The sequence below is a fragment of the Lentzea miocenica genome, from assembly GCF_033949945.1.
Lineage (GTDB): Bacteria > Actinomycetota > Actinomycetes > Mycobacteriales > Pseudonocardiaceae > Lentzea > Lentzea miocenica.
In genome coordinates, this window is record NZ_JAXAVW010000007.1 from 158,963 (window position 1) to 173,840 (window position 14,878).

General features: G+C 69.2%; 1 protein-coding gene (only partly in view). It reads left to right on the forward strand.

The annotated features are described in order from the left end of the window. On the forward strand, window positions 1-14,878 hold the 3' end of the coding sequence (locus tag SK803_RS10555; protein ID WP_319965666.1) for an SDR family NAD(P)-dependent oxidoreductase. The gene continues 15,062 nt to the left of window position 1, outside the view; only the last 14,878 of its 29,940 coding nucleotides appear in the window; its start codon lies off the left edge, out of view; the stop codon is at window positions 14,876-14,878.

A 14,878-nucleotide genomic window follows, 5' to 3' on the forward strand; every position in this document is an offset into this window, starting at 1 on the left:
CGCGGGCATCGACCCGGTCGCACTGAAGGGCAGCTCGACCGGTGTGTTCGCCGGCGTCATGTACAACGACTACTCGCTGCTGCTGGAAGGCGATTCGGAGGGCTACCAGACGACCGGCGGCTCACCTTCGGTTGTGTCCGGCCGTGTCTCCTACACGTTCGGTTTCGAGGGACCCGCGGTCACTCTCGACACGGCGTGCTCGTCGTCGTTGGTCGCCATGCACTGGGCGATGCAGGCCCTCCGCGCTGGAGAATGCTCTCTGGCACTCGCCGGCGGTGTGACCGTTCTGGCCTCGCCGGGGGCGTTCATCGGGTTCTCGCGGCAGCGCGGGCTCTCGCCGGACGGTCGTTGCAAGGCGTTCTCCGACACGGCTGACGGTGTCGGCTGGTCCGAGGGTGTCGGTGTGGTCGTGTTGGAGCGTCTGTCTGACGCTGTGCGCAACGGCCACGACGTTCTCGCTGTCGTGCGTGGTTCCGCGGTCAATCAGGACGGTGCCTCCAACGGCTTGACCGCGCCGAACGGTCCTTCGCAGCAGCGGGTGATTCGACAGGCTTTGGCTTCGGCGGGACTGTCCACTGCGGACGTCGACGTCGTCGAGGCGCACGGCACGGGCACGACGCTGGGCGACCCGATCGAGGCGCAGGCACTGCTCGCGACCTATGGTCAGGACCGCGCCGAGCCGCTGCTGCTCGGCTCGATCAAGTCGAACATCGGCCACACGCAGGCCGCTGCCGGTGTCGCCGGTGTCATCAAGATGGTGCAGGCGCTGCGTCACGGTGTTGTGCCGCAGACGCTCCACGTCGACGAGCCTTCGTCCCACGTGGACTGGGAGGCGGGTGCCGTCCAGCTGCTCACGGGCAACGCTTCGTGGCCGGCGGTTTCTCGGGCCCGCCGCGCCGCCGTCTCGTCGTTCGGCGTTTCCGGCACGAACGCGCACGTGATCTTGGAGGCGCCGAGTGGTCAGGAATTGTCAGACCTGCCTGAGATGATTGGGATGGGGGGTGGATCCCCCCAGGGGGCCAGCCAATCGGGATCGATTCCGCAGGTGGCGGCCGTGCAGCAGGGCACGGCCGTGCAGCAGGGCACGGCGGGTTCGTTCGCGGTGCCGTTGGTGGTGTCAGCCAAGTCCGCGGCGTCGTTGAAGGCTCAGGTTGAGCAGATTCGGGCGTTGGTGGAGAGCGGTGCCTCGGCGGTGGACGTCGGGTATTCGTTGGCGACTACGCGCGCGCTGTTCGATCACCGGGCTGTGGTGTGGAACGGCGTTGAGCTTGCCAGTGGCGTGGTGCGGAACCGGCCGCTTGCCGTGGTGTTCTCCGGTCAGGGATCGCAGCGCGTCGGGATGGCGCGGGAGCTGTACGAGGCGTTCCCGGTGTTCGCTGAGGCGTTGGACGCCGCGCTCGTCAACCTTGATCCGGCGTTGCGGGACGTCATGTGGGGCGACGATCAGGAGGCGTTGAACCAGACCGGGTACGCGCAGCCTGCGATCTTCGCGGTCGAGGTGGCGCTGTACCGGTTGCTGGAGTCGTTCGGAGTGAGGCCCGCGCGGCTTGCCGGGCACTCGATCGGTGAGATCGCGGCGGCGCACGTTGCGGGCGTGTTCAGCCTGGAGGACGCATGCCTCCTCGTCACGGCGCGGTCCGCGCTCATGCAGAACCTCCCGGCCGGTGGCGCGATGGTGTCGGTCGTCGCGTCCGAGGACGAGGTGCGTGAGCACCTGACTGGCGGTGTGTCCATTGCCGCCGTCAACGGGCCGCGGTCGGTGGTGATCGCCGGTGTTGAGGACGAGGTCGTCAGGCTTGCCGAGCGGTGGAAGGGCAAGCGGCTGAAGGTGTCGCACGCGTTCCACTCGGCGTTGATGGAGCCGATGCTGGAGGACTTCCGTGAGGCGATCAGTGGGCTGACGTTCCACGAGCCGCTTGTCCAGATGTCAACATCCGGACAAGTGAACACGGTCGACTACTGGGTCAACCATGTGCGTGACGTGGTGCGATTCCACGACAACGTCACTCGGCTGGGTGACGTCACGGTGCTGGAAGTAGGACCGGACGCGCAGTTGACGGCGATGGTTGACGGGTTGATTCCGACGTTGACGCGTGTCAAGTCTGATGTTGAATCAATGTTGACTGCACTCAGTCAAGTACATGTTGACGGAATCAACGTTGATTGGGCGCGGTTCTACGGCGGCGGCAGGCGGATCGAGCTGCCCACGTACCCGTTCAACCGGCAGCGCTACTGGCCGGCGAGTGCGGGGAAGGTGTCGGACGCGTCCGGGCTCGGGCTGGTCGGCGTCGCGCACCCGTTGCTCGGGGCGGCGGTGGAGCTGGCCGAGGGCGAAGGCGTGGTCTTCACCAGCCGTATGTCGCTGAGCACGCAGCCGTGGCTGGCGGATCACGTGATCATGGGGCGCACCCTGGTGCCGGCCGCCGTGCTGATCGAGCTCGCGATGCGGGCCGCGGACGAGGTCGGGCTCGACAGGGTCGACGACCTCACGCTCGCCGCGCCGCTGGTGCTGCCGGAGCGCGGCGCCGTGCAGGTGCAGCTGAAGGTGGGCGCCGACAGCAACGGGCGCCGGCAGTACGGGATCTACTCGCGGCCCGAGGACGTGCCGGACGCGCCGTGGACGCAGCACGCGACCGGTTTCCTGGCGAGCGGTACGACGCGGAGTGACTTCGACGCAACGGTGTGGCCGCCTGCTGGGGCCGTGGCGATGGACTACGAGGAGTGCTACGAGCGGTTCGCGACTGTCGGGTTCGCTTACGGGCCCGCGTTCCAGAACCTGAAGGCCGCGTGGCGGGTCGTGTCCACGGACGCGAACGGTTCGCAGGTCTCCGAGATCTACGCCGAGCTGGCGCTGAACGAGAACGTCGATGGCTCCTCGTACGGGCTGCACCCGGCGTTGCTCGACTCGGCGCTGCACGCGGCGTTGCTGGACGAGACGCTCGACGCGGGTCTGCCGTTCTCGTGGGAGGGCGTGTCGCTGCACGCCACCGGTGCGAGCGAGCTGCGGGTCAAGCTGACCCGTGACGAAGGCGGCATGCGCAGGACGATCGCGCTGGCCGACGTCACTGGCGCGCCGGTCGCCACGGTCGAGGCCGTGGTCGTGCGGGCGGTGAACGTCGAGCAGCTCGGCGAGGCCAGGCGGAGCGAGCTGTTCGGGCTCGAGTGGGTGCCGGTCACGCAGGAGGACGTCGCGGCGCCCGAGTCGGTCGCGGTCATCGGGCCGGACGTGCTCGACCTCGGGTTCCCGGTCGTCGACACGGTCGCGGACGCCGAGGCCGGACTGGTTCTGGTGCCGATCACCGGCTCCGAGGACGTGCTCGGCAGCACGCACAGCAACACCGCGCGGGTGCTGCGCCTGGTGCAGGAGTGGGTCAGCAGCGGCAAGAGTGGCAGGCTCACCTTCGTGACGCGCGGCGCGACCACGGGTGAGGACATGGGCGCCGCGGCGGTCTGGGGTCTGGTGCGGTCGACGCAGTCGGAGCACCCCGAACGGTTCGGGCTGATCGACCTGTGCGGCAACAACCTCTCCACCGCGATGGTCTCGGTGGCGTTCGGTGTCGACGAGCCGCAGCTGGTGGTCCGGGACGGTCAGGTGCTGGCTGCACGACTGGCACGGGTCACCGGCGAAGCGGATGTCCGGTGGGAGGGCAAGGTTCTCGTCACCGGCGGCACCGGTGGTCTGGGCGCGGTGATCGCGAAGCACCTCGTCGAGACGCACGGTGTCAGGGAGCTGCTGCTCGTCAGCCGTCGTGGGCAGGCGGACACGACGGAACTGGAAGCGTTGGGGGCGCAGGTCACCGTTGCCGCGTGTGACGTGACCGACCGGAACGCGGTCGCGGAACTCCTTGCACAGCACGAGATCCGGGGTGTCGTGCACGCCGCCGGTGTGCTGGACGACGGCGTGATCGAGTCGATGACGCCCGAGCGCGTTGCGAACGTGCTCAAGCCCAAGACCGACGCCGCCTGGCATCTGCACGAGCTGACGAACGACCTGACGGCGTTCGTGGTGTTCTCGTCGGCGGCCGGTGTGTTCGGCAACGCCGGTCAGTCCAACTACGCGGCGGGCAATGCTTTCCTCGATGCCCTTGCCGCGCACCGCAAGGCGCAGGGGCTGCCCGCGAGCTCGATGGCGTGGGGTGTGTGGGCCGGGGTCAGCGGCATGACCGGCGAACTGACGGAGGCCGAGGCCGCGCGGATGACCACCGCCGGCATGCCGCCGATCACGGTGGAGCAGGGCCTCGAACTGTTCGACGCGGCGGTGGCGAGCGGGGCGGCGCTGACCGTTCCGGTGCGGCTCGACCTCGCGACGCTGCGGGCACGTGGTGCGGTGGCACCGTTGCTGCAGGGTCTGGTGCGGGTCAAGGCACGGCGTGCGGCGGCTGGTTCGGCAACGGCTTCCGGGCTCGTGCAGAAGCTCGGCGCGATGGACGTCACCGCTCGCCGTACGGCACTCGTCGACCTGGTGCGCACGCAGGTTTCCTCGGTGCTGGGCCACGCGTCGATCGACGCGGTGGATGCGACGCGGGCGTTCCAGGACCTCGGGTTCGACTCGCTGACCGCGGTTGAGCTGCGCAACCAGCTGACCGAGGCGACCGGGCTGCGGCTGCCGGCGACGCTGGTGTTCGACTACCCGACGGCGATCGCGCTGGCCGACCACCTGCACGCCGAACTGTTCGGTGCTGTGGACGTGGCCGACGCGTTGCCAGCGCTGGTGTCTACTTCGGACGATCCGATCGTCATCGTCGGCATGGCCTGCCGGTTCCCCGGTGGCGTGACGTCGCCGGAAACGTTGTGGGACCTGGTGGCCTCGGGCACGGACGCGATCACGCCGTTCCCGTCGAACCGCGGCTGGGACCTCGACTCGCTGTTCCACCCGGACCCCGACCACCTCGGCACGTCCTACGCCCGCGCCGGTGGCTTCCTGCACGACGCGGACCAGTTCGACCCGGCGTTCTTCGGGATGTCGCCGCGCGAGGCGCTCGGCACGGACGGGCAGCAGCGCATCCTGCTGGAGACGACGTGGGAGGCGCTGGAGCGGGCCGGTGTCGACCCGACCTCGTTGCGCGGCAGCAGGACCGGTGTGTTCGCCGGTGTCATGTACTCGGACTACGCGCAGATCCTCGAGGCCGACTCGGAGGGTCACCAGGGCGCTGGTACCTCACCTTCCGTGGTGTCGGGGCGCGTTTCCTACACCTTCGGGTTCGAGGGGCCGTCGGTGTCGATCGACACCGCGTGCTCGTCGTCGCTGGTCGCGATGCACCTCGCGGCTCAGGCGCTGCGGGCCGGTGAGTGCTCGCTGGCGCTGGCCGGTGGTGTGACGGTGATGTCGACGCCGGGTGCGTTCGTCGGGTTCTCGCGGCAGCGCGGTCTGTCGGAGGACGGGCGCTGCAAGGCGTTCTCGGACTCCGCGGACGGCGTCGGCTGGTCCGAGGGTGTCGGACTGCTGGTGCTCGAGCGTCAGTCGGATGCAGTGAAGAACGGCCACACGGTGTTGGCAGTCGTGCGGGGTTCGGCGATCAACCAGGACGGCGCGTCCAACGGATTGACCGCGCCGAACGGTCCGTCGCAGCAGCGGGTGATCCGCCAAGCGCTTGCGTCGGCCGGGCTGTCCACTCAGGACGTTGACGCCGTCGAGGCGCACGGCACGGGCACGACGCTGGGCGACCCGATCGAGGCGCAGGCGCTGCTCGCGACCTACGGGCAGGACCGTGAGGTGCCGCTGCTGCTCGGCAGCATCAAGTCGAACATCGGCCACTCGCAGGCCGCGGCGGGTGTCGCCGGTGTGATCAAGATGGTGCAGGCCATGCGGAACGGTGTTGTGCCGCCGACCCTGCACGTCACGTCGCCGTCGTCGCACGTCGACTGGAGCGAGGGCGCGGTCGAGCTGGTCACCGAGGCCACGCCGTGGCCTGCGGTTTCGCGGCCGCGCCGGGCCGGCGTCTCGTCGTTCGGGCTGTCGGGCACCAACGCGCACGTGATCTTGGAGGCGCCGGCGTCGGGGATCCCCCCAATTTCCAGCGTACCGGATGAAAGTGCTGGTCAAGGGGCCGCTGGGCGATCTGTGGACAACTCGGCGGCTGTGGACAACTCGGTGCCGTTCGTGGTGTCGGCGAAGACCGCGGAGGCGTTGCCGGGGCAGGTTGAGCGGGCTCGGGTGGCTGTGGGTGCGCCGGAGGACGTGGCGTTCTCGTTGCTGAGGACGCGGGCGCAGTTCGAGCACCGGGCCGTGGTGCTCGGGGACGAGGTGCTGGCGCGGGGGACGGCGCAGTCGCAGCGGTCGCTCGCGGTGCTGTTCTCCGGGCAGGGATCGCAGCGGGTCGGCATGGGGCGCGAGCTGTACGAGGCGTTCCCGGTGTTCGCCGAGGCGTTGGACGCCGTGCTGATGTACCTGGACCCGGCGGTTCGGGACGTCATGTGGGGCGACGACCAGGAGGCGTTGAACCAGACCGGGTACACGCAGCCGGCGTTGTTCGCGGTGGAGACGGCGCTGTACCGGCTGGTCGAGTCGTGGGGTGTGAAGCCGGATCAGCTGGCCGGGCACTCGATCGGTGAGATCGCGGCGGCGCACGTTGCCGGGGTGCTGAGCCTTGAGGACGCGTGCCTGCTGGTCACCGCGCGGTCGGCGCTCATGCAGGCGTTGCCGGAGGGTGGCGCGATGGTCGCGGTTCAGGCCTCCGAGGACGAGGTGCTGCCGCATCTCACCGAGAGGGTCTCGATCGCGGCGATCAACGGGCCCAGGTCGGTGGTGATCGCGGGTGACGAGACCGAGGTCCTGGCGATCGCCGAACGGTGGAAGAGCAAGCGGCTCAAGGTGTCGCACGCGTTCCACTCGCCGTTGATGGAGCCGATGCTGGACGACTTCCGCGAGTCGTTGGCGGAGGTGACGTTCAACCAGCCGCGCATTCCGGTTGTCGCCAGCGGGGACGTGACCACGGTCGAGTACTGGGTGAACCACGTCCGGGACGCGGTGCGGTTCAGCGAGAACGTGCAGAAGCTCACCGAGCAGGGTGCGACCACGTTCCTCGAGGTGGGGCCGGACGGAGTGCTGTCCGCGTTGGTGGACGGCGCGATCCCGTTGTTGCGCAAGGACAAGGGCGAGCGGGTGGCGGCGTTGACCGCGCTGGCTCGGCTGCACGTCGACGGGGTGAAGGTCGACTGGAGCGACTTCCACGTCGGCGGCAAGGTGATCGACCTGCCCACGTACGCGTTCGACCACCAGCGGTACTGGCCGGCGGTGCGGATCGGCGGCGACGACGCGTCCGGCATCGGCATGGTCGCGGTCGGGCACCCGTTGCTCATCGCGTCGGCGGAACTCGCTGACGGGGAAGGGTTCCTGTTCACCAGCAGGCTGGCGGCGCGCACGCATCCGTGGATTCGCCACCACACGATCATGGGGCGCGTGATGGTGCCGGGTGCGGCCCTCGTCGAGCTCGCGATGCGGGCAGGGGACGAGGTCGGGCTGGACCGGCTGGAGGAACTGACGCTGTCGGCGCCGGTGGTGCTGCCGGAGCACGGTGGTTTGGCGCTGCAGATGAAGGTGTCCGCCGGGGACGACCGCAGGACGTTCACGATCCACGCCCGGCCGGACGAGGTGGCTGACGCTGGGTGGACTCAGGTTGTCAGCGGTGTGCTGGCCAAGGGTGAGCAGCGAGTTGACTTCGATGCTTCGGTGTGGCCGCCGCAGGCGCAACCGGTTGATGTCGAGGGCTGCTACGAGAAGTTCGCGGAGGCCGGGTTCGCTTACGGTGGCCTGTTCCAGGGGCTGCGGGCGGCTTGGCGGGACGGCGACACCACGTACGCCGAGGTGGCGCTGCCGGACGACGTGAGCGTCAGGCAGTACGGGCTGCACCCGGCGTTGCTCGACGCCGCGCTGCACGCCTCGTTGCTCGACGAGAGCGGGTCGGCCGGGCTGCCGTTCGCGTGGGAGAACGTGTCGCTGCACGCGACCGGTGCGACGGCGTTGCGGGTCAAGATGACGCGCGACGACAACGGGTTGCGGATCGCGCTCGCCGACCCCGCCGGCAACCCGGTGGCGTCGGTCGAGTCGTTGGTGATGCGGGCGGTCGCGGCGGAGCAGCCTGCTGAGCTGGACGCGCTGTTCTCGGTGCGGTGGACGCCGATCGCGGTGCCGCCGGCCGAGGCGGGCAAGACGGTCAGCGTGCTCGGGCCGGATGTTCTCGGGCTGTCTGTCGGACGGGTCGAGGGCCTGCTTTCGCTGACCGACACGGATGTCGTGCTCGTGCCGGTCGCGGGGGAGCAGAACGCCGAGTCGGTGCGGGCGGTGACCCATCGGGCGCTGGAGCTCGTGCAGGAGTGGATCCGGGAGGACCGCGACGGGCGGCTCGTGTTCGTCACGCGCGGTGCGATCGAGGGCGACGACCTGGCCGGTGCGGCGGTGTGGGGTCTGCTGCGGACCGCGCAGACCGAGCACCCGGACCGGTTCGGATTGATCGACCTGGACGCCGAGGAGTCGTCGCTCGCGACGTTGCTCGGGGTGCTGGATCTTGAGGAACCGCAGCTGGTGATCCGGGATGGCGAGGCTCGGGCGGCTCGCCTCGGCCGAGTCGCCGCGGGTGCCGAGGCTGTCTGGGAGAGCCCGGTGTTGATCACGGGTGGTACCGGCGGGCTGGGCAGGATCGTGGCGCGGCACCTGGTGGAGAACCACGGCGTGAGCGAGCTGGTGCTCGTCAGCCGCAGCGGGCAGGGTGACGTGAGTGAGCTGGAGGCGTTGGGAGCACGGGTTTCCGTCGTCGCCTGCGATGCCGCAGACCGGGCTGCACTGTGGGAGTTGTTGAAGCAGCACAAGGTTCGGTGTGTCGTGCACGCGGCCGGTGTGCTCGACGACGGTGTGATCGAGTCGTTGACGCCGGAACGGGTCGACGGCGTGTTGCGCGCCAAGGTCGACGCTGCGCTGAACCTGCACGACCTCGCGACCGAGGCCACGCAGTTCGTGGTGTTCTCGTCGGCGGCCGGTGTGTTCGGCAACGCCGGGCAGGGCAACTACGCCGCCGGCAACGCGTTCCTCGACGCGCTCGCCGCGCACCGGCGGCTCAACGGGTTGCCCGGCGTGTCGCTCGCGTGGGGTGCCTGGGACACCGGCATGTTGCCGGCCGAGGACGCGGAACGGATGCGGCGCTCGGGCATGCCCGCGTTGGACGCGGAGCTGGGGCTGCGGTTGTTCGACGCGGCGGTCGGCGGGATCGAACCGGCGGTGGTGCCGGTGCGGCTCGACCTGGGTGCGCTGAAGCAGAACGGTGACGTGAAACCGTTGCTGCGCGGTCTGATCCGGGTCAAGGCACGGCGCAAGGTCGCCGGGTCGGAGACGGCTTCCGGGCTGGTGCGGCGACTGTCCGTTGTGGGCGAAGCCGGTCGGGTGGACGCGTTGGTGGACCTGGTGCGGGCTGAGGTCGCGGCCGTGCTCGGCTACGACACGATCGCGGCGGTCGACCCGGCGCGGGCGTTCCAGGAGCTCGGGTTCGACTCGTTGACCGCGGTGGAGCTGCGCAACAGGTTGACCGCGGTGACCGGGTTGAAGCTGCCGGCCACGGTGGTGTTCGACTACCCGTCTTCCGCGCAGTTGGCTCTCTACCTGAAGGACGAGTTGCTCGGCGCGGTCTCCGACGTCTCGGAGCTGCCCGCCCTGGTGTCCACTTCGGACGATCCGATCGTCATCGTCGGCATGGCTTGCCGTTATCCCGGCGGTGTCTCGTCGCCGGAGGACCTGTGGCGGCTGGTGGCGGACGGGGTGGACGCGGTCACGCCGTTCCCGACGAACCGCGGCTGGGACCTCGACACGTTGTTCCACCCGGATCCCGACCACCCCGGCACGTCCTACGTCCGGGCGGGTGGGTTCCTGCACGACGCCGACCTGTTCGACCCCGAGTTCTTCGGCATGTCGCCGCGGGAGGCCGTCGCGACGGACTCGCAGCAGCGGCTCATGCTGGAAACCGCGTGGGAGGCGTTGGAACGCTCCGGGATCGCGCCGGCATCGTTGCGTGGCAGCTCAACGGGTGTGTTCGCCGGTGTCATGTACAACGACTACACGCAGCTCATCGGCGGTGCGGACACTGAGGGCTTCGGTTCTACTGGTGCGTCGCCGTCGGTTATCTCTGGTCGCGTGTCCTACGCGTTGGGACTCGAGGGGCCGTCGGTGTCGATCGACACCGCGTGTTCGTCGTCGTTGGTGGCGCTGCACTGGGCCATGCAGGCTCTTCGGGCCGGTGAGTGTTCACTGGCGTTGGCCGGTGGTGTGACCGTGATGTCGACACCGGGTTCGTTCGTCGGGTTCTCTCGTCAGCGGGGTCTCTCGGAGGACGGACGTTGCAAGGCGTTCTCCGACACGGCTGATGGTGTCGGATGGTCTGAGGGTGTTGGTCTGCTCGTGCTGGAGCGTCAATCCGATGCGGTGCGTCTTGGGCACACGGTGTTGGCGGTTGTGCGTGGTTCCGCGATCAACCAGGATGGTGCGTCCAACGGACTGACGGCGCCCAACGGGCCGTCGCAGCAGAGGGTCATTCGTCAGGCGTTGGCGTCTGCTGGGTTGAGCGCTGCTGATGTTGACGCTGTTGAGGCGCATGGCACCGGCACTTCTTTGGGTGACCCCATCGAGGCGCAGGCGTTGATGGCGACGTACGGGCAGGACCGTGATGTGCCGCTGCTGCTGGGTGGCATCAAGTCGAACATCGGGCACACGCAGGCCGCGGCCGGTGTCGCGGGCATCATCAAGATGGTGCAGGCGATGCGGCACGGTGTGTTGCCGCGGACGCTGCACGCTGCCACGCCTTCGTCGCACGTCGACTGGAGCGAGGGTGCGGTCGAGTTGTTGCAGGAGAACACTGTTTGGCCTGCGGTCGGGCGGGCGCGGCGGGCGGCTGTGTCGTCGTTCGGGATCAGCGGCACGAACGCGCACGTGATCTTGGAGCAGGGCGCGGGGATCCCCCCAATTTCCAGCGTACTCGCCGAAAGTGCTGGTCAGGGGGGCGTGACGGAATCTGTGGACAACTCGGCGCCTGTGGACAACCCGGCACCTGTGGATCTTGGCGGCGCCGGGTTGTCGGTGCCCGGTGAGACGATTGGAGTGGGGACCTCGGTCTCCCCCCGGGGCCCCCAGGCGGGATCGATTCCGATTCCGTTGGTGGTGTCGGCGCGGTCCGAGGCGGCGCTGGACGGGCAGGTCGAGCGGATCCGGCAGGCCGGCGGCGAGGCGAGGGACATCGCTTACTCGTTGCTGACGGGCAGGACGCTGTTCGATCACCGGGCGGTCGTGCTCGACGGCGAGGTGGTGGCCCGCGGATCGGTGCGGAGGAGGCCGGTCGCGTTCCTGTTCAGCGGGCAGGGGTCGCAGCGGGTTGGCATGGGGCGTGAGCTGTACGAGGCGTTCCCCGTGTTCGCCGAGGCGTTCGACAACGCCCTGCGGCACCTCGACCCGGCGCTCAGGGACGTCATGTGGGGCGAGGATCAGGAGGCGTTGAACCAGACCGGGTTCGCGCAGCCGGCGTTGTTCGCGGTCGAGGTCGCGTTGTACCGGCTGGTCGAGTCGTTCGGGGTCACGCCGGATCACGTTGCGGGTCACTCGATCGGTGAGGTGGCGGCGGCACACGTGAGCGGCGTCCTCACCCTTGAGGATGCGTGTCAGCTCATCACGGCCAGGGCCGCGTTGATGCAGGCGTTGCCGCGGGGTGGCGCGATGGTGTCGGTGATCGCCTCGGAGGAGGAGGTGACGCCGTACCTGACCGGGAACGTGTCGATCGCGGCCATCAACGGGCCGCGGACGGTGGTGCTGGCCGGCGAGGAGGACGAGGTCCTCAAGATCGCCAAGCAGTGGAAGTACAAGCAGCTCAAGGTGAGTCACGCGTTCCACTCGCCGTTGATGGAGCCGATGCTGCCGGACTTCCGGGAGGCGATCAGCGAGATCACCTTCAGCGAGCCGCGGATCGCGTTCCAGGCCGCGGGCGACGTCACGAGCGTCGGCTACTGGGTCGGCCACGTGCGGGACGCGGTGCGGTTCCACGACAACGTGACCGCGCTCGGGGACAGGACGTTCCTGGAGATCGGGCCGGACGCCGCGCTCAACCCGCTCGTCGACGGGGCGATCCCGGCGCTCAGGCGCAACACCGACGAGGTCACGCAGATCCTGACCGCGCTGGGGCAGGCGCACGTCGAGGGCGTCAGCGTCGACTGGGGCCCGCTGCTCAAGGGTGCCAAGAAGATCGACCTGCCCACCTACGCGTTCCGCAGGCAGTCGTACTGGCCGAAGGTCGTGGAGGGCGCCAGCGATGTTAAGGCCGCGGGCTTGAGCGGTGTCGGGCACCCGTTGCTCGGCGCGGCGGTGCAGCTCGCCGGGCAGGACGGGCATCTGTTCACGAGCCGGATCGCGGTCAGGACGCATGGCTGGCTCGCGGACCACGTGATCATGGGACGGGCGCTCGTGCCCGGTGCGGCGCTGGTGGAGGTCGCGCTCAAGGCTGCCGAGGAGCTCGGGCTCGACACGCTGGAAGAGCTGACGATCGCGGCACCCCTGATGCTGCCAGAGCAGGGTGGCGTGCAGATCCAGGTCGCGATCAGCGCCGAGGAGAACGACAGGCGCGGCGTCACGATCTACAGCAGGCCGGAGGACAGCGACCTGCCGTGGACCGAGAACGCGAGCGGTGTCCTCGGTGGCAACGACAGCTCGGGAACCCGCCTCGACACGTGGCCGGTCGGAGAGCCGATCGAACTGGACGGCGTCTACGACAAGTTCGCGGAGATCGGGTTCGCGTACGGGGACACGTTCCAGGGCCTCAAGAACGCGTGGCGGCACGAGGGTGCGGTCTACGCGGAGGTCGCGTTGCCCGAAGGCGTCGAGCCCGGCTCGTTCGGCATCCACCCGGCACTGCTCGACGCCACGCTCCACACCGCTCTCCTCGCCGAGGGCGATCAGGGCGCGGGGCTGCCGTTCAGCTGGGAGGGCGTGAAGATCCACGCCACCGGTGCGGCGAGCGTCCGGGTGCTGATGAGCAGGGACGAGAGCGGCGCGATGCACATCGTGATCGCCGACCCGCAGGGCAACCCGGTCGCCGAGGTCGAGTCGCTGGTGGTCCGCGCGGTGAACGCGGGGCAGCTCAACGAGAACACCACCCGCGACGCGCTGTTCACGCTCGACTGGACGCCCGTCAACGCCACCGACCCGATCGACGCCACCGTGGCGATCGCGGGCGAGGACCACTTCGGGCTGGTCGACCACTTCGTCGCCGGGCGGGTCTACGACAACATCGAGTCCACCGACACCGAGATCGTCCTGACCGAGATCCAGGCGTACTCGGACGACGTCGTGGACTCCACGCACGCCGCCGTGTCGGACGCGCTGATCAACGTCCAGGAGTGGATCACCAGCCTCCGCCGCGGCAGGCTCTGGTTCGTCACGAAGAACGCCGTCGCGGCGACGGAGAACGACGTGCCGGACCCGGTCTCGGCCGCCGTCTGGGGCCTGGTCAGGGTCGCCCAGTCCGAACATCCCGGCAGCTTCGGGTTGCTCGACATCGACGACCAGCGTTCCAGCCTCGCGATCCTGCGCCAGGCGGTGAACGCCGACGAACCCCAGATCGTGCTGCGGGACGGGGAGATCCTCGGCGGCCGCCTCACCAGGGCGGAACGCCACGACACCACGGTCGAGCACGGCAAGGTCCTCATCACCGGCGGTACGGGCGGCCTCGGCCGAATCATCGCGAAGCACCTGATCGAGAACCACGGCGTCGAGGAACTCGTCCTGGCGAGCCGCGGCGGGCAGGCGGACACCGGGGACCTGCGAGCGAACGTCACGGTGGCCGCGTGCGACGTGAGCGACCGCGACGAACTCGCCGCGCTCCTCACCACCCACAGCCCGACGACGATCATCCACGCGGCGGGCGTGCTCGACGACGCCACCATCGAGTCGCTGACGCTGGACCGGGTCGACCCGGTGCTCCAGCCGAAGGTCGACGCCGCCTGGTACCTGCACGAACTGGCACCGGACGCGAACCTGATCCTGTTCAGCAGCGTCGCCGGCACGTTCGGCAACGCCGGGCAGGCCAACTACGCGGCCGGCAACGCGTTCCTCGACGCACTCGCCGCGAACCGCAAGGCGCACAACCAAAAGGCGACGAGCATGGCGTGGGGTGCCTGGGACACCGGCATGCTGACCGCACAGGACGCGGAACGCATGGCCCGCTCCGGCATGCCGGCGATCACGAAGGAACTCGGCACCACCCTCTTCGACGAGGCGCTCCAATCCGGCCAGGCGGCAACGGTCCCGGTCAAGCTGGACTTCGCGGTCCTGCGAAACCACGAAGTAGCACCGTTGCTGCGCGGCCTGGTCCGCACCAAGACGAAGAAGGCGGTGGCGGGCCAGGAAACCGCCGACTCGCTGATCAACCGGCTCGTGAGCCTCACCGACCAGGGACGCACGGACGCGCTGCTCGACCTCGTCCGCGGCCAGGTCTCCGAGGTGCTCGGCCACGCGGAGGGCGAGGTGATCGAGGAGGACCGGCAGTTCCAGGACCTCGGCTTCGACTCGCTCACCGCGGTCGAGCTGCGCAACCGGCTCGGCGGTGCGACCGGGCTGCGGCTGCCGGCCACGCTGGTGTTCGACTACCCGACGCCCGCGGATCTGGTGGCACACCTCAAGACCGAGCTGCTGGCCGACGCGCCGGAGGCCGGGCTGCCGAGCGTGCTGGCCGACCTCGACGCGTTCGAGAAGGCACTCGCGGCGGCCAGCGTGGACACGGCGCTGCACCAGCAGATCGCGGGCCGGCTCGACGTGCTGCGCACGAAGTGGGCCAAGAACACCAGTACCGAGAAGGACTTCGAGTCGGCTTCGGACGACGAGATGTTCGCGATGCTCGACGAAGAACTCGGTCTCTAA